General features: G+C 59.0%; 13 protein-coding genes. 4 read left to right on the top strand and 9 right to left on the bottom strand.

Features of this window, described 5'->3' with window-relative positions; all coding sequences use genetic code 11:
* Positions 1–9: 9 nt before the first annotated feature.
* Positions 10–2,523: a serine/threonine-protein kinase gene (locus PSR62_RS23940; RefSeq protein ID WP_274405469.1), complete on the bottom strand. Its 2,514-nt coding sequence runs from the start codon at positions 2,521–2,523 to the stop codon at positions 10–12.
* 411 nt (positions 2,524–2,934) lie between these two features.
* On the opposite strand from PSR62_RS23940, the gene PSR62_RS23935 reads away from it, so the two are divergent.
* Positions 2,935–3,498 carry an elongation factor P gene (locus tag PSR62_RS23935; protein ID WP_274405468.1) on the top strand — a complete coding sequence of 188 codons (564 nt, stop codon included), beginning with the start codon at positions 2,935–2,937 and terminating at the stop codon, positions 3,496–3,498.
* Positions 3,499–3,591: 93 nt separating this feature from the next.
* Here the strand turns inward: PSR62_RS23935 and PSR62_RS23930 are convergent, their stop codons facing one another.
* From PSR62_RS23930 to PSR62_RS23920, 3 genes are all read right to left on the bottom strand, one after another.
* Entirely contained in the window at positions 3,592–3,936 is a 345-nt protein-coding gene (locus tag PSR62_RS23930) for a hypothetical protein (protein ID WP_274405466.1), read from the bottom strand.
* 222 nt (positions 3,937–4,158) lie between these two features.
* Positions 4,159–5,448 (bottom strand): hypothetical protein, encoded by a 1,290-nt coding sequence (locus PSR62_RS23925; protein WP_274405465.1) that lies wholly within the window; start codon positions 5,446–5,448, stop codon positions 4,159–4,161.
* 109 nt (positions 5,449–5,557) lie between these two features.
* A complete protein-coding gene (locus PSR62_RS23920) occupies positions 5,558–6,847 on the bottom strand; it encodes a glycosyltransferase family 4 protein (protein ID WP_274405464.1) in 1,290 nt (429 codons plus the stop codon).
* 356 nt (positions 6,848–7,203) lie between these two features.
* On the opposite strand from PSR62_RS23920, the gene leuB reads away from it, so the two are divergent.
* The 3 genes from leuB to PSR62_RS23905 all read left to right on the top strand — a co-directional run bounded on the left by leuB (position 7,204) and on the right by PSR62_RS23905 (position 9,977).
* Complete coding sequence (leuB, locus tag PSR62_RS23915; protein WP_274405463.1) at positions 7,204–8,283, top strand: 3-isopropylmalate dehydrogenase; 1,080 nt, start codon at positions 7,204–7,206, stop codon at positions 8,281–8,283.
* Positions 8,284–8,437: 154 nt separating this feature from the next.
* Positions 8,438–9,397, top strand: coding sequence for a phosphatidate cytidylyltransferase (locus tag PSR62_RS23910; protein WP_274405462.1), 960 nt, complete (start codon positions 8,438–8,440; stop codon positions 9,395–9,397).
* A gap of 46 nt (positions 9,398–9,443) precedes the next feature.
* Positions 9,444–9,977: an NADPH-dependent FMN reductase gene (locus PSR62_RS23905; protein WP_338020112.1), complete on the top strand. Its 534-nt coding sequence runs from the start codon at positions 9,444–9,446 to the stop codon at positions 9,975–9,977.
* Positions 9,978–10,026: 49 nt separating this feature from the next.
* Here PSR62_RS23905 and PSR62_RS23900 read toward each other — a convergent pair whose 3' ends face one another.
* The 5 genes from PSR62_RS23900 to PSR62_RS23880 all read right to left on the bottom strand — a co-directional run bounded on the left by PSR62_RS23900 (position 10,027) and on the right by PSR62_RS23880 (position 16,364).
* Positions 10,027–10,848: a WecB/TagA/CpsF family glycosyltransferase gene (locus tag PSR62_RS23900; RefSeq protein WP_274405460.1), complete on the bottom strand. Its 822-nt coding sequence runs from the start codon at positions 10,846–10,848 to the stop codon at positions 10,027–10,029.
* A 7-nt stretch (positions 10,849–10,855) separates the two neighbouring features.
* Complete coding sequence (locus PSR62_RS23895; protein ID WP_274405459.1) at positions 10,856–11,836, bottom strand: polysaccharide deacetylase family protein; 981 nt, start codon at positions 11,834–11,836, stop codon at positions 10,856–10,858.
* Positions 11,833–13,194: a glycosyltransferase family 4 protein gene (locus PSR62_RS23890; protein ID WP_274405458.1), complete on the bottom strand. Its 1,362-nt coding sequence runs from the start codon at positions 13,192–13,194 to the stop codon at positions 11,833–11,835. The genes PSR62_RS23895 and PSR62_RS23890 overlap by 4 nt, the downstream gene beginning before the upstream one ends.
* 9 nt (positions 13,195–13,203) lie before the next feature.
* Positions 13,204–14,448, bottom strand: coding sequence for a sugar transferase (locus PSR62_RS23885; protein WP_274405457.1), 1,245 nt, complete (start codon positions 14,446–14,448; stop codon positions 13,204–13,206).
* A gap of 104 nt (positions 14,449–14,552) precedes the next feature.
* The gene (locus PSR62_RS23880; protein ID WP_338020111.1) at positions 14,553–16,364 is read right to left on the bottom strand and encodes a GumC family protein; all 1,812 of its coding nucleotides are present in this window, start codon (positions 16,362–16,364) and stop codon (positions 14,553–14,555) included.
* Between the last annotated feature and the right edge of the window lie 111 nt (positions 16,365–16,475).

Below are 16,475 nucleotides of genomic sequence, written 5' to 3'. Positions count from 1 at the left end.
CCACGGCATTCATTCTGTCTCGTCGGAATCCGTGTCAACTGCGACGGTGTGGTGGATCGTGCCGATCGGGTTGGTCGTTGTGGTTGCTTCTTGAAGACGGCTGAAGTCCTGTTGCGATTGATGCAAACGCTGGGTTTGATCGGGATCCATGTCCGTCAGCCGCCAAGCCTGGTCGAGCAGTTGAAGGGACGCTTTCAGATCGACAGCTGCTTCGGTTTGCTTGCCCAAACGAGCCCGGCAGTTGCCTCGCTGGTGCAACGCGTGGGCGCAGGATTGCAGGAGATCGATGCGATCTGGGGCCGATTCAATCCATTGCTGAAGGTCACCAATCAACTGCGACCATCCCTTTTCAGCGAGCGTGTGTGACTCAGCATCCATCAGTTGGAGGCAGTGGTTTGTTTGGATGGTTTCCGATCGTCGGAGGTCTCCGACTGTTCCCTGAAGGTTGGCGAGTCGGCGAGCGACGTCGATGGCGTGTTGGAAGCAGGAGGCATCCTTCAGGCCGGGATGGAGGGTTGGATCTGACTGAATTTGAATGGCGAGTTCGAGTTGTGCGTAGGTCGCCGCCGTTTTCGCCGTGGTCGGATCCAGGCGACCCAAAGGGTCACGTTCGGATGAGGTCGCGAACGTGCCCAAGCGTTGGAGCAGCCATTGACGGGCGGCCACGAGACGCTGGGTTGAAATGGAAGTCGAGGTTGAATCGTGAAGGAGCAACTGCCCGGTCAACGAGTGGATCCGCTCCAGTTCGAATTGGGCTTCGAGTGAGTCGTGATGAGCGGTGGAGGAGACCGGGGTGATTCGCAGTTGGTTGCCAAGGTCGGGGGGATTTCTCAGCAGGGATTCCGCGACCGCATACTGCTGCCGGGCTTGCTCGGGGTGGCCCGTGATTCGATGGAGGTCGGCCAATCGCAGGTGAGTTTTGACGCGTTGCAGCAACGTCAGGCGTTCTGTTTGCCAGCTGGATTCCGACAGGTCGAAATCGTCCAGTTCGTCGGCGGAGAGGGGCGAGGCGGAGCCGTTGAGGTTTTGATTTGCGATTTGATCGTATTGATCAATCGCTCGATCGAGGAGGTTCGAACGAATCGCCGCCATGCCGGGATAAAATGGAAGGGACCCGCTGAGTTCGTCCAGCCATGCATCGGTCGCATCGATTGCTTCGCCAAGGTTGACGATCGCTTCGCGGTGAGCGCGTTGGGCTTCAATGCGGGCCAAGCGTTCTGCGCGATGTGATTGGTGGAGCACAGCGCTGACGGCGATCGCGGAGACCAGCAGGGCACTGGTTGCGACGAAAACGGCTGCCGCGACGCCTTGATGATGCCGGCACCATCGGATGCCTTTTTCGACCATGCATTCGCGGTGGACTGAAACGGAATCACCGGCGATGAAACGACGCACCTCACTTGCCAATTTCTCGGCACTGTCGTAGCGGTCGTGTTGCGACGACGACATCGCTTTGCGAACGATCGAGAGCAGTGGTTTGGGAACCAACGGCTGAGCCGTTCGCAAGTCAGGGCATGATGATCGACGGACTTGTTCCAGGATTTGCTTGACCGGTTGGCCGTGGTACGGATTTCGGCCAGCGATGATGGTGTAGAGAATCACGCCCAGCGAATACAGATCCGAAGAGGAATTGATCCGGGCGGTCTCTCCACGGGCCTGTTCCGGCGACATGTAGGCTGGGGTGCCCAGCACGGTTCCGTGGGGTTCCACGGGCAGCGAAACATCAGCCTGACGAGTGGGCGGGGATGAACTGGGTTGGGAGGGGCCCGAGCTGGTCGGTGATTGGACGAGTTGGGCCAATCCCCAATCGAGCACCACTGTTTCGCCGAAACCACTGATCATCACGTTGCACGGTTTCAGATCACGATGGATGATTCCACGTTGATGGGCGTAGGCGACGGCGTTGCAGATATCAACGAACCGTTGCAGCAACGGTTCGAGTGATTCGCCAAATTGGTACTGGGTCTTTCGATTGCGGACGAGAGGGCTTTGGTGATGTTGTTGGATGAACTCACTGAGGGTGACGCCATCGAGCAACTTCATGACGTAGAACGCGTCATGCTGGTCCCCCATTTCGTGGACGGGGACAATCCCTGGGTGCTGAAGTTGGCTGGTGATTTTGGCTTCATGCAAGAACCGTTGTCGTTCTTGCTCCGTCACGTCGTCGGAGTCACTGAAGCGTTTGACCGCGACTTCGCGATCGAGTTGACGGTCGACGGCTTTCTCGACGATCCCCCAGCCTCCACGTCCCACCTCGACCAAGCTTTCGTAGCGTGCTGGGGTGACCGTGGCTGATTCCTTGGCCAACAATTTCTTCGCTGGCGTGTGGTCGTCGGGCGTGTGGTTCGCGGGCGTGTGAGAGGGCGCGTGGGGGCCGGGGCCGACGGTGGTGGCTTGGATTGAATCTGGTGAGGAAGGATTGCTCGATCGTTCCCGTCGAGAACTTGAGCGACGATTCGGGGAGGACGCCGAGATTCCCAAGCGGTTGGTTGGGTCGAGAGGGAATGCGTTGGGATCGGTCATGACGACGTTCGTTCTGGAGATCTCACGGTACCGTGTTGATCTCAATGTGCGACCAACCGATTCGATGTTTGGGAACCGCTCATCCATCAGTTCGTCTTCGCGGGGTGTCGCAAGCCGCCCGGTGCGTCCCCGGCGGGCTCACGTTCTTCTGCGATCAATTGCGAATGCCCAAGCTGTTTCCGAATGTTTCCTAAGACAAAGCTAGGTTGCTCCACGTCGCCAAAAGCCAATCGTGGGGCAGGAAAGCGAGTTCCGGGACCACCTCCGGCTTTTGGTTCTATCGATTGTGAGGTTTGATTCGATCCAAGAGGAAGCGTTGTTGGATGTCTCTCCCGGTCCATCCGGGCTTTTCTTGGGTGAGACGGAGCAGTACGTTTCTCAGAAATTCTCTTCTCGTTTCTGTTATCAATCATGCTCGCGAAAGAAGTTAAGTCCGGTTCCGTTGTGGTTCACGAAGGCAACCCGGTGATGATCGTTGGAATGTCGGTTCAGTCGCCGTCCGCTCGTGGCGCGGCAACGCTGTACAAGTTTCGGGCTCGCAATGTCATGACCCGCAACAAGGTCGACATCACACTGAAGGGCACCGAAGTCCTTCAAGAGGCGGACTTTTCTCGCCGGGATGTGCAAATGATGTACACCGACACGGAGTTCTTGCACGTGATGGACAAAGAGGATTTTCAGCAGTACGAGATCCCGCTCGAAGATGCTGAGGAGCAGATGCCCTACATCACCGAAGGGCTGGAGGGCATTCGGGCGCTGATCTACAACGACGCGTGCGTTGGGATCGAAGTGCCTGCGACCGTGGAGCTGAACATTGCTCAGTGCGATCCAGGTGTGAAGGGCAACTCAGCCACGTCACGCACCAAGCCCGCCACCATGGAAACGGGATTGGTTGTTCAAGTTCCCGAGTACATCAAGGAAGGCGAACGTCTGAAGGTTGATTCGCGAACCGGCCAGTTTCTTTCGCGAGCGTGACGCGGAAACATTTTTGCGTCAGTTCGACTGCGGCCAACGGCAGGTGCCGCACCCATTGAATTTCTGACTGCCAAGCCGATGTGGCCTTGGCAGTCAGATGATGTCGACGGTCACTTGGGGAGCGGCCGGCGGGGGAGCATGCAGGCCAGCGTCTGCGGAGGTGGGTGCCGTGCCCGGATCGGCTGAATGCGGTCCGTTGGTGGGCTGCCCGATCAAGGGAGGCTCTGCCAGCGCGGGGTCGGCCAGCGTTTGTTCTTGGAATTGCTCGGCCATTTGCCGCGAGTTTTGATCTTGGGCTTGCATGTAGCGCTGAATTGCGTCGTCGCTTTCATGCTCGACCACATTGCTGGGAGCGGGAGTTCCTTCGGGGATCGTTTTCTGGCATCCCACGAGCAAGGACAGTGCAACGGCAATGCCTCCCATCCATTCAACTTGCATCTGGATCGTCATTTTTTCGCCGGACAAATCGGTGATCTCTCAGCATTTTTGCGAGGGAACGGGGCAGGACAACTGGAGGTTTCCTCATGATAGCGGAAGGCGTCCGTGAGAGGTTTTCTGTGCGTCTGTGGCGGGCGATTCTGCAACCGATGTGACGCTTGTTCTTCAATCAGCAGTTCGCGTGCGTCGCTGCGTGATGACGAGTTTCTTGCCGTGTGGTTTTCAACGTTGGCCTTGCTGGGCTTGTTGGAGAGCACGTTGTTGTTCGAGGAGGGCTCGTTCGAACGGTGAGACTCGATCGCTGGGGCGGAACTGTTCTTGAATTTGCTCGTCCGAGATCAGTGGTGTCACCGTGCCTTGGTTTTGCATGGCTCGTGCGGACTGAAAAACATCAATGGTTTGGTCGGCGAGTTCAGGGCCGGGTGGCAAGAGGAAACGACCGATGCCTTTGCCTTGCATGTTGATGTCTTCGATCCGGTTGTTGCCCCGCGCGGTTCGATCGATCGCAACGGATTGCACCCGCCATTCATGCACCACGATTTCGTAGCGAGGTTGCGGTTGAATTTGGCGGCGGACTTCGCGAGTGATCCACTGGCCATCCGGTGACAGCAGTTCATAGGTTTCGACCCATTCGTGACCGGCATCGCGTCGCAGTTTCATGTCGTGGGTTTCTGCGGGAGCCAAGCGGAACGTCTTCGACAAACCGGCTTGGCGAGAGTCGGAGAGGGTGACGTTGACGTCTCGTTGGCTGCTGTTGGTGAACCGGATTTTGGCGGGCGGGAGGTCGGGCAACGCAACCCGCCGGGTGTCGATTGGGACTGGCCCGGGATTCAGTGGGATGGGGCTGAGTGGCAACGGGTTGAAAGGAAAGGGGGCCAACGGCAGGGGCCCAATTGGACTGGCGTTCATGCCCCAACCGAAGGCAGGTGCCGGGGCCAACCAAGGCAATCCAATCCCTCCGCCATAAACCGAGATGTCGTGGGCCATGTAACCGCCCGCCCAAGGGCCAATGATGGGGCCGCCAATCGGGCCTGCACCGACCGGGTGCAGCAAACGGTAGGACGCTTGCGGGAAGGGCGTGAAGTCGTCGAGGTCGGCGTAGAGAAAGTGGCCGAACCCGCTGCGTGGGAACTTCAGGACGCGGGCAAGCAGCGTGTTGTAGTAGCCCAGGAATTGCCCGTCGGGCGTGTCGTAGCGTCCGTTGCGGGTGTAGACGACTTGCCGACCATCGCCGTGGCGGTAGATCAGCTGGCCTCGTCGCAGAGAAATCCTTCCAGTCACCGCACCGGTGGGTTCGACCAAGTCAAACTCGCCGGACGGCCCGCCGTGACGACCGTGATCGTGGTCGGAAGCTGCGTGCCGGTGGTCGGGACCGCGGCGGTCGACGTGAAGGGGTGGTTGGGCCAGCAGGCTGGTCACCATCATTCCCCACAGCAGCCAAGCCGACGCCAAGCTTGCAATGTGATGGGTGGACTGGTTTGAAAAGCACGTCCATCCGGTGAAGCTTCGCATCGTTTCTTCCGCCGATTCAGAAAGCTGTGATCAGAAACGCGGTTGGGTTGCCGCTGGGTTCATCGTACCAAGCGAACAGGCGCCTGCGAGGCGGAAATTTGCACCGGGATCAACCGTTGCTGGTGGGGGCCAAAGGCTCCAGAACGCGACGATAGACTTTGGCGACACCGTTGGCCATCGTGTGATCGCTGAAACATTGGTGATGACGCGTCACGGCAAAATCCGACATGGATTGCCAATCGTGTTGACCGGAAACCATCGCTTCGATTTGTTCGGCCAAGGAATCTGCGCTGCGAGGTTCGGCGAGCAGGCCTTCGATGCCATGCCGGATGGCTTCTGGGGTGCCTTCGACCGAGGTGGCGATGACCGGGGTTCCGGCGGCCATCGATTCAAGAACGACCATCGGCAGGCCTTCGCCATAGAGGCTGGGCAAGACCATCGCATCCAGGCGCGCGAGTTCGGCAGGGACATCTTGGGTGAATCCCACCCATTCGATCAGATGGCCAATCCCGAGTTCTGTGATCTGAGCGTCGATTTGTTGTCGATAAGCTTCGGTTTCAAACGGTCCGATGCATCTCAGCGTGACTTCGATGCCGCGATGATTCAGCGTTGCCAAGGCATTCAGGACCACTTCCAGCCCTTTGCGGGCTCGCATCAGCGCGATCATTCCGATGGTCCAACGACCACCAATCGTGGGCTTGCTCTGTCGAGCGGGGCGGATGGCGGGCACACCGTTGTGAACCACGGTGACTTGGTCTGCGCGGAAACCTTGTTGAAGAGTGTCTTCGCGAAGGCTGTTGGAAACGGTGATCAGATGCGAGCAATTGGAGAGTGAGCGCTGTTCGATCCAGGCGTTGATGCGGTTTGCCCAAGCTCGTTCGCAGTCCCGTCCGGCGGGGCTGTGGACATGGTACACCCAAGGCCGGCCCGACCACTTCGAAACTGCCGAGGCGAGCATCGCGGTGCGAGGTGTGTGAGCGTGCAGGAGTTCGTACTCGCCTTCGGCCATGACGCGTGCAAGTCGTTTGATCGCGGTCCAGTCCAGGCGGTTGCGCATGGGGACCCGGTGGCATTGGCCCCAGTTTTCACCCGCGACGCCGGTTTGGTGTTCTTCCAGCATCTCGGCGAAGCGGCCGGGTTTGACACACGCGAAATCGGCGGTGACATGGAAGTCCGGCAAGCAGCGTCCGAGGTGAGACTGCACGCGTTCGGCACCCGAAAAATGCTCGCCGTTGACGACATGCAGCACGCGGACTTCGCGAGTCATGTTCAAAGCCGACGGGAGGCTGGCGGCAGAGAACGACGCTTCCTTGGCGATCCCAGCACTGGCGGGCGAAACAACCGGCGAAATGGCAGTCTCGGTGACGGGCGAGAAGCTGGAGTTGGTGGTCGATTGCATGTTGGGGCGTGCTGGAGGTGTCGGGAGTGCTGGAGGTGTCGGACATGCATGCCGAACGACCCCATCCGCGATGGTGCGGATGCGTGCCGGATGGCAGTGGCAAAGTCTGGTTTCGCGAGCAGGAGGCATTCACGCGAGACGACACTTCCCAAGTTTGGGTTAGAGATCGCCCCCGTGTGGGGACCACTTCCGCGGCTTCCGACGCATTGCAGGGGAGTTGGACGGTCGTGCCGGTTGTGATGATTGAGTGTCCAGGACCCTGGGGGAAACGCTGCGATTCGGCTAAGTTCTGTGCTCCAAAAATGATGCGTCTGTCCTGTTTTCCCCCACGCCAACCCAGCCCCGCGTTAGACCTTATGAATTCCTCCATCGTTTTGTTGCCCGGAGACGGGATCGGACCTGAAATCGTCGAGCAAGCCCGTTTGGTCCTGGCCAAGGTGGCGGAGCGATTCGGGCACACGTTCCAGTTCAGTTCGCACCAGATTGGCGGGATCGCGATTGACGAGACTGGCGACCCGCTTCCTCAGGCGACCATCGACGCCTGTCGTGAATCGGCCGCGATTTTGTTGGGTGCCGTTGGCGGGCCGAAATGGGACGATCCGTCGGCGAAAACTCGACCCGAAGCCGGGTTGCTGAAAATTCGCAAGGAGTTGGGTTTGTTCGCCAACTTACGACCCATCAAGTTGTTCGATGAGTTGGCCGAGGCTTCGCCGTTGCGAGCGGACATCGTCAAAGGGACCGACATCCTGTTTTTCCGAGAACTGACCGGCGGGATTTACTTCGGTGAATCCGGCACCTCTGGCAGCGGCGATGACGAAACCGCATTCCAGTCGATGACCTATTCAGCTGGCGAAGTCAAACGGATCGTCCGCATGGCGGCTCAAGCCGCCCGCGGACGCTCGAATCGATTGACCAGCGTCGACAAGGCCAACGTTTTGGAGCCGAGTCGATTGTGGCGGCGTGTGGCCGCGGAAGTCATGGCCAATGAATTTCCTGACGTGCAGTACGACGTCGTGCTGGTTGACTCGATGGCGATGCACTTGATCAATCGCCCCTCGGAATTTGACGTGGTTGTCACCGGCAACATGTTCGGCGACATCCTGACGGACGAAGCGTCGATGTTGCCCGGGTCGCTGGGCATGCTGCCCAGTGCGTCACTGGGCGACAGTGGGCCTGGCTTGTATGAGCCCATTCACGGCTCGGCACCGGACATCGCCGGCAAAGGCATCGCCAACCCGTTGGCGACCATTTTGGCAGCTGCGATGATGCTGCGGCATTCATTGGGCCTGACCGAGGAAGCCGAAGCCATCGAAGCTGCGGTTGCGGCCGTGATCACCGATGGCCTGCGAACCCCCGACTTGGCTCGCGGCGATCAATCCAAAAGCGTGTCGACCGAAGAGATGGGCGCAGCTGTGGTTGCGAAATTGACAGCCTAAGGAACAGTCGGGAATGAAGTGCCAGGTTCCTGTTGAGGGGCCGGCCTCTCGGGTGCTGAGCACCCACGGTGCTAGGCACTTCTGTTCCGGTCATTGCCAAATCAACGCAGAAACTCTGCTGGTCGAGTCGGTTCCTCTCACTCCGAAGATCACCTTGCCAGATACAACCACCTACATCCTGATCGCGGTCATTCTCGCGGCATTGGCCATCGCAACGTTGGTCGCGTTCCTGCTCGGACGCAACGATTCGATCGCGGTGGACGCCGCGGTCGTCAAGCGATTTCGTGCCAAATTGCGAGTCTGGTGGACGATGGTGGCGATCTTCGTGATCGGTTCCTTGATCCACCGGATCGGGTTGGTGGTGTTGTTTTCGATGGTGTCGTTTTGGGCGCTGCGGGAGTTCATTTCGATGACTCCGACTCGACGCGGGGACCACCGGACGCTGTTTTGGATCTTCTTCATCTTCACGCCGCTGCAATACATTTTGATCGGTTTGGGCGATGATTTTTATCCGTTTTACAGCATCATGATTCCGGTTTACGCGAGCCTGTTCATTCCGGCTCGCGCTGCCATCGCGGGCGATGCCAAGCGGTTTCTCGAACGCTGTGCCAAGATCCAAGCTGGGCTGCTCGTGTGTGTCTACTCGCTGTCCCACGCCCCGGCGCTTCTGGATCTGCAGTTGGTTCGGACGGGCGGCGAACCTTGGACAGGCAGCAACGTCAACTTGTTGATGTTCTTTGTCTTGATCGCTCAGTTGTCGCTGACGCTGGAACGGGTGTGGAGCAAACTGGCCGGGCGTCACGTGATCGCTCCCGATATCAACGCTTCTAGAACCTGGGAAGGCGTGTTGGGGGCGATGATGTCGACCGGTGTGATCGCCGCGCTGCTTCGGTGGGCCACGCCGTTTTTCTGGTGGGAAGCCTTGCTGATGGGGGTGGTGGTGACCGCGATGGCGAGCATGGGCACGCTGACTATGAGTGCGATCAAACGAGACCGTGGGGTGACCGACACGGGCACTTTGGTGCAGGGCCACGCTGGGATTCTGGACCAGATCGACAACATCTGCTTCGCCGCTCCCATCTTCTATCACGTGACACGATTCTTCTTCACTTGAACTCTTGGTCGTCTGAGTTCTTCTTCCAAGCCAACATCACTTTCGATTGAGCCAGGGCATGCATCTCGTCATCAGTTCCAGCCTTCACCCCACCAGTCGCAGCCGAATTCTGGCGAGATCGGTTGCGGAGCGACTGCGTGGGCAAAGTCGCGAAGTGGAAGTGTTTGATCTGTCCGTGCGAACATTGCCGCCCTGCGATGGTGCCACGGCGTACGGCCACGAAGAAGTGATCGCGTTGGGCGAATTGGTGCGTTCGGCAGAAGCGATTTACATTGCCTCGCCGGTTTACAATTACGACGTCAATGCGGCGATCAAAAACGCGGTGGAGCTCACCGGGAAAGCCTGGACCGGCAAGACGGTGGCGTTGTTGTTGGCCGCGGGAGGCCAGGGCAGTTACATGTCCGTGATGGGGTTGGCCAACAGCCTGATGCTGGATTTCCGCTGCGTGATTGTGCCGCGGTTTGTCTACGCGACCGGGGAGTCCTTTGAAGGCGATTCGTTGGCCGATGATGAGATCGGTCGACGGGTCGACACGCTGGTGGAAGAAACCCTGCGGCTCAGCGACGCACTCAACGCGTGAGCTTGGTCATGCGTTGGAGCCGCCCAGTCCGCGGCCATGCTTCGGCCGATCAGCCGAACATCAATTCTTTGCGAGGCGACTGGCCGCCGTCGCGTTTGCGACGGTAAATGCCCAGTTTCTGAAGTGTGAGCAAGGAGACGTAGGCGGGGTTCAAATACAGATAACGCCGCCACAATCGGCCTGGTTCTCGCGTCAGGCGGAAGAACCACTCCAGCCCATTGGCTTGCATCCAAGCCGGTGCCTGTTCCAGCATTCCGGCATGAAACGCAAAGGCGGCGCCGACCGCGATCAGAGGCATCGAGAGGTGTTCTTTCATTTCGTAGGCGAAGATTTCTTGGCGGGGGCAACCCAGTCCTACGAAACACATCTGAGCGCCGCTGGCTCGGATTTCTGCAGCCAGTTCGTCTCGTTCTTCCGGGGTGATTTGTCGAAACGCGGAGGCGCGTTTGCCGACGATGCGAAGCCCTTCGAACCGCTCGCACAGACGATCAGCGAACTGCTGAAGCATGTCTTCGGTGGCACCAAACAAAAAGATCGGCACGTCTTCCTTGGCAGCTTGGGCGCACAGGCGAAGCGTCAGTTCCGGGCCATAAACCCGATCGGACAAGGCCGGTCCGTCAAAGGACCTTTGGTGCAATCGATTCAGCGCCCACCGCACCGGTTGCCCGTCGGGGCAGACCAGGTCGAACTGGTTGAGTCGATAGTGATGTTCCCGGTCCAGCACACCGGTCATCACGCCGTGAACGGCCAAGGCGGTGACCGCCATCGGGGCGTGGTTCTTGGCGGCGGTGAGGATGCGATCCACCGCGGATTCGTAGTCGATCGCATTGACGCCAATGCCCAACACGTTGTGTTGTCCGTAGTCCAACATGGTTTCGTTAAGTGGTTGCAGGTTGAGGCACAGGGGCGTGCGTTGTCGCGAGTGTTTGAGTTTGGTCCAGCATGGTTCGCACATCAAAGTCACGAGCGAATTTTTTAAGAGCCCAACGCATGAACGAAAGCTTCTTTTCGCGTTTCATTTTCATGCCCGGGAAGTAGGCCATGTCGGAATCGTCTTCGCACCCCAGGAAGTCTGGCGGGTGGAGAAGCAGCGACGGCGAGGTGCCCGTCAGGCGACACAACTGCAACGAGGATGTGAAATACATCTTCGCCGCCATCACGCTGAAGCTGGCCAGAAAAGTGACGTAGCTGAAGTGAATCGGGGCACGCAGGAACGGCAGCGTGGTGACCGGAATTTCTTGCAGCGGACGAACGACGCCGTCCACCTCTTCCTGCCGCAGGAAGGGGCGATTGGGATTTCGCATGGAATCGAATCCACCGTAAAGCTTCTTCGCTTTTTCGCGTTGATCGCCCTTCAGGTTCGTGCGTGCCAAAAAGACCGCTCGTGCGAGGGGCGCCACCGACGTTGGGAAAATCGATGCGTCGTAGGTGTACTGATTCCGGATCAGCACTCGCAGCACTTCCGTCGGGCAGCTGAATCCAGGGCCGCGAAAACCAACTGGGCGGGTGCCGATGGTCGAGACGATTCGATCGTGCGTCGTCATGACCTCGGATTCGATTTCGGGTTCGCTCATCGTGTGCATCCACGGCAAATGATTGAGCGAATGATTCGCGGCTTCCCAGCTGGAAAGTTGGTCGAATGTTTGGATGGCCTGGACGTCGGAATCAACGTTCAAATCTCGTCCCACCAAGAACACGGTCAGCGGCAGGTTCAGCTCGCCGAGCGTCTCAACGACGCGCTGCGTGACCATGGGAAGGTAGCTCGACGTGGACTCCCAGTCCTCTCGCCCGGCGGCGCGGAGGTAGGCCCATTTGTTGTCCAGATCCATCGACAGGCTGCCGATCAACGCTTGGGTCATCGTGCAGCATTCCCCGATGAGGGCGGGGGGAGGTGATTCATGGCCGATTGGATGGCATGAATGGCACCCAGCGCCGATCGTTCCGGGGTGTAGCCCTGAATGTCTTGCTGGGCGTTCTTTCGCATCTCGGCGATGGTTGCGTCGTCGCTGTTGAGGTAAGCAGTCAGTGCGCCGGAAAGGTCCAGCGTCGATGATGACGGTGCAGTGGCCAGTGGATCGTACTGCCAGCCATTGCGTCCGTTTTGGATCAGTGTGGTGACGGATTGCGCGTAGATGCTGCCGATGATCGGCATTCCTGCGTGCATCCCTTCGTTGGTGACCAGCAACCATTCGTCAGCCAAGGTCGGCGCAATGATGGCCCCGTGATCATGCATCCGTTGCGGAAGCTCTGCAGCAGGTCGGTTGCCCAGCACATAAATGCTCAGGCGGGAATCAATGGCTGCGTTGTCGTGGGTGCGGTTCCCTGCTGCCAGTGTTTCGAGTTCGCCGCGACAGGGGCCGTCGCCCACAAAGGTGATTTCCAAGGACTCCTGGTGGGTGGCGCAGAAATCGCTGGCTTGGCGCACCAAGGGCAGGACACCCTTGCGTTGTGAGAGCTGCCCGATGCACAGCAGACGCCTGCGAACCTGGGGTTCCGGTGGGCGTGCGATGTTGCTGGCGATGGTTCGGTCGTCCGCCGCGTAGGGCAAGTGAAACAGCTGTTCTTCCTTGGCACCCAAGGACAGCAACACCTCGCGGCAGGAGGGGCCGTTGTAGGTGATGGCATCGGCTGCGCGGATCAGTCGCCGGCGAGCCCAGGTGCGAAGTCGTCCGCGGCCTTGTTCAGTGTGTTCGCTCATGAAAGTCGCCAGGACCAGCCGGGCTCCTGAGCGTCGGCAGTAGCGAGCCGCCGCCAGTGACCGAGCTCCCAGTTCATGCGAGATGACAACATCGGGACGAAGGCGTTTCAGTTGAGCCAAGGTGTCGTAGGGGATGTGCACGAACAGCGGGTCGTCAAATCCTGCCTTGGCATGTCGCCATCGCCTGCGCAGCGTGAGGGTTTTTTGGACTTGGACGTTCAGTCCTGACCAATCCAGTTTGAAGTTGCGATTGGGCTCGATCGGAGTGCTGAGCAGAATCTGGAAATCGCGAACTCGCCGGGTGATCTCTTGCAGCACCCGCACTTGATACAGCGGGATGTAGTGCGTCAGAAAGACGGCTTTGGTGTCCAGGGCGGAGCCGTCCGGGAACGCTTGGCTGAGTGATTCGGCATCAGCAGAGAATCCCCGTTCCAGCGAATCGTCTCCGGAGAAACCGATCGGCGGGGAGGTGTGCGTTGAGTCGTCGGATTCAGGTTTCGCGGGCAAAACGGCAGACATGTTGAGAGTCTATTCGCCGCCACGCCCCGTCACGGGCACAACGACAGTTTGAGCGATGAGTCGAAGATCTTGAAACAAACCCAATTGGTCGATGTAACGAAGATCCATCCGCATCCAATCATCGAACGTCACGGCTTTTCCCTTGTTGACTTGCCAGGTGCAAGTCAGGCCGGGGCGAACGTCGAGGCGTCGACGGTGCCAACGTTCGCAGGCTCGGCTCTCATGCCAGGGGAGTGGTCGAGGACCCACCAGAGACATGTCGCCTTTCAACACATTAATCAGTTGAGGCAGTTCGTCCAAACAAGTCGCCCGTAAAAAATGGCCAACTTTGGTCACGCGTGGGTCGCGAGCGATCTTGAAAGCGGGCCCGTCGCGATGGCTTTCGGCACGCAGTTCCGCCTGGAATTTCTCCGCGTCGACGATCATCGTCCGAAGTTTCAGGATGGTGAACGGGCGACCGTTATGGCCTTCGCGGGTTTGGCGGAAAAAGGCTGGGCCGCCGTCGGTCCACTTGATCACCGCCACGGCGGCCAGGATGGCGGGACCTGCCAGGACCAGCCCAACGCCGGCGCCGGCGAGGTCGATGGCGCGTTTGAGCCACAAACCAGACTGGTTGGATTGCTGCGGAGTGCCGGCCAGTGAGAGGTCGTCAATCGAAGATTGCACGCCGCTGTGGGCGAGCGTTTTGGGGGGGATCGATGCGGAGGGGGCCGGCGAGGATTCTGCCAAACGCACCCAGTTTTCTTGTTTGTCAGCTGGATCGTCTTTGCGGCGTTCGCCGGCACGCCGGTCGCCGGAGGCGTCACCGTCAAGGTCGTTGTCTTCGCTGAAGCCGTTCGGGTCGTGGACTTGCAAGTGCAAGCGCACTTCCAGCCCCGCTTCGGAGCTCAACCGTGAGATTCGGTCCAGGACCGCGCGGCCGCCCATTTCGGGGGTGTCGACCAAGAGGACACCATATCGAAAGGTTGCCAGGATTCCCTTTTCATCTGTCACGCGAAGATTGCGGAGCAGCAGGTCAACCAGTTGGCGGTTCTGTTTGTTCGTGTTGCGGCGGGTCGAGCCTGCTTGGGCCAGCAGTTCAACCGTCAAGAGACAGAAAGGAATGGACCGCCGAGTTGCACGCAAGCGTTCGCGGTTCAGTTCGCGATCGAACTGTCGCGACGACAGCAGCAGCACGCGTCGGCGGCCGAGGGAAGCCTCGTCCTTCCAACGCAGCAGGCGTTCACGCCGTTCTTTCTTTAAAAATGAAAACAAGTTTGTTGTTCCTAGGTGCGTGTCTGTGCCCGCTTGAGCCATTCTGCGTGATCCATCGTGGTCGCTGCGGGAGCAGGTTTTGCCCGCGTTCAATTCCACTGGGATCAGCGAGGCATGGGAGCGTTGAACGTTCCCGTCGTTTCGTTCGTGGCGACGGTGTCGCCATTGGGCAGGCCGGCAGTCACCGGCTCGTTGACTTCAATGGTGTCTTGTTCGTGCATCACATCGTCCAGGTCCGTGTCAGTGGTGGCAGCGGAGTTGGACTTGGAGCGGCGGCGAACCTTGCCTGCTGTATGACGCGAAAAGTCGGAGCGAGAACCGCCGGTCGAAGCGACGGGCGAATCTCGCAGGATCGCTTGGAGCAATCCAAGGCTCAGGCCGAGCAGCAGGCCAACCACGGACAACAAGCCACGCATCGGGCCGGACTTCTTGAGGTTCAACGTCGCGTCTTGGATCACGCTGACATCGGACATTTGCAATTCGTCGAGTTCTGAATTGACGCGGGCTTCTTCCAGTGAGCGTGCGTGTTCCCGATAAGTGTCCTCTGCCAATTCCGCTTCCCAGGTCAGTTCGGCCAAGCGGGTGGAGTCTTCGTTCAGGCGTCGCAGGTCGAGCTGAGTGGCGGCCAAGCGTTCGTTCACCGCATCTCGGCGACTCTTCAGTCCAACGGCTTTGGCGCGAATGGTTTGGAACTGGGTTTCGAGCTCTTGGTAGACCGGATTGATCGCTTCACGGCGCTCTTCGCGATCTTCGCGTTCTGCGTTTGCGAGTTGAGCACTTTGCTGCATTTTTTCTTGCAGCAATTTGTAGCGGGGGTGGTTGGGGCTGACGCGGGACAGTTCCTCGCCGTCTTGGATTTGCACGTCGTACAGTTGGCTTCGCATTTGGTCGCCAGCTGCGTTGGCGATGCCCAGGGTGACTTCGACGGGGACCCATTCTTTGGTCCCGTCCAGTTGACGGCGCAATTCTTCGGCTTGGCTGATCGCTTCGGCGAGTTCGCTGTCGGCGGTGTTCAGCTTCATTTCCAGGTCGATGATTCGTTCACGCAGTGTTTCTTCCGCGGAGGCGGCGCTGAGCCAGCCCATTTCGTTGCGTGTTTCTTGCAAGGCTCGGCGTGTCGCCAAGGCGATGTCACGACTTTCCTTGGCTCGTTTTTCGAAGAAGGGTTCCGAACCGTCCACGCTGTGAGCTTCGACGTGGTAGCGGCCGTATTCATCCATCACGGCTTGGACGACGGATTGGACCAGCAATGGATCGTCGCCTTTGCCGGCCACCGCGACGGTGTAGCCGTTCTTCGCGATTTGGACGTTGATCGCCTGAGAGACTTTCTTGATCGCGTTTTCACGCTCCAGCTGAGCCTGGTATTGTTCGGGGGTCAGATCGCCCACGGTTTTGCCTGCGGACTTTGGCAACCAGGACGTCAGTTGATGGTCCGATTGGAAGAACGCTTCGATGTCCTTCAGGCCGCGGTCGATCCAGGTGCGAGGTTGGTTGATTTTCTCAACGCCGATGCGTTTCACCGCGCGTTCCGCGATTTCCCGACTGCCGATCATCTCGCCGATGCTGACGACTTCCGCCGTGCGGCTTTCTTGCATCGACACCGATTGGGTGGTTTTGGTGGTCGGATCAACGGCCAGTGCACCGCGTCCAAGCCGCACGTACATCAAGCCTTCGCTGCGGTACTGATTGGGCCAAACAATCAGGACAGCCACCACGGCCATGGTCACCAAAAGCGTGGTGACGATGATCGAGGGCAATCGCCGCCGGAAGGATTGCAGGACTTCCGTGGGAGTCACCATGGCCCATGATTCGGTGGGCGCTGAGGGCGACCAAGAGCCAGCGGAAAAATGAGTCGAACGTCGGTTCAAGCGGCTTGCTGAACTGGTCGAGTTGGGGTCTGGTTGGGATCGGCTCATGGGCAGCTCCAGGCACTTCGTGGGCAAAGGGCAATCGTTACAATCGACCCAGTAGTCAAAATGTCTCTTGCCAGCGTAAGCCCCCGAGTCCGTTCAGTACGCGCAGTCCGT

It is taken from the genome of Rhodopirellula sp. P2 (assembly GCF_028768465.1).
Lineage (GTDB): Bacteria > Planctomycetota > Planctomycetia > Pirellulales > Pirellulaceae > Rhodopirellula.
This window is presented reverse-complemented; position numbering and strand designations above follow the sequence as displayed.

Coding starts and splice junctions, on each gene's coding strand:
- PSR62_RS23880 (WP_338020111.1), bottom strand. CDS start 16,364: ATGAGCCGATCCCAACCAGACCCCAACTCGACCAGTTCAGCAAGCCGC.
- PSR62_RS23930 (WP_274405466.1), bottom strand. CDS start 3,936: ATGCAAGTTGAATGGATGGGAGGCATTGCCGTTGCACTGTCCTTGCTC.
- PSR62_RS23940 (WP_274405469.1), bottom strand. CDS start 2,523: ATGACCGATCCCAACGCATTCCCTCTCGACCCAACCAACCGCTTGGGA.
- PSR62_RS23935 (WP_274405468.1), top strand. CDS start 2,935: ATGCTCGCGAAAGAAGTTAAGTCCGGTTCCGTTGTGGTTCACGAAGGC.
- leuB (WP_274405463.1), top strand. CDS start 7,204: ATGAATTCCTCCATCGTTTTGTTGCCCGGAGACGGGATCGGACCTGAA.
- PSR62_RS23900 (WP_274405460.1), bottom strand. CDS start 10,848: ATGTTGGACTACGGACAACACAACGTGTTGGGCATTGGCGTCAATGCG.
- PSR62_RS23890 (WP_274405458.1), bottom strand. CDS start 13,194: ATGTCTGCCGTTTTGCCCGCGAAACCTGAATCCGACGACTCAACGCAC.
- PSR62_RS23895 (WP_274405459.1), bottom strand. CDS start 11,836: ATGACCCAAGCGTTGATCGGCAGCCTGTCGATGGATCTGGACAACAAA.
- PSR62_RS23925 (WP_274405465.1), bottom strand. CDS start 5,448: ATGCGAAGCTTCACCGGATGGACGTGCTTTTCAAACCAGTCCACCCAT.
- PSR62_RS23920 (WP_274405464.1), bottom strand. CDS start 6,847: ATGCAATCGACCACCAACTCCAGCTTCTCGCCCGTCACCGAGACTGCC.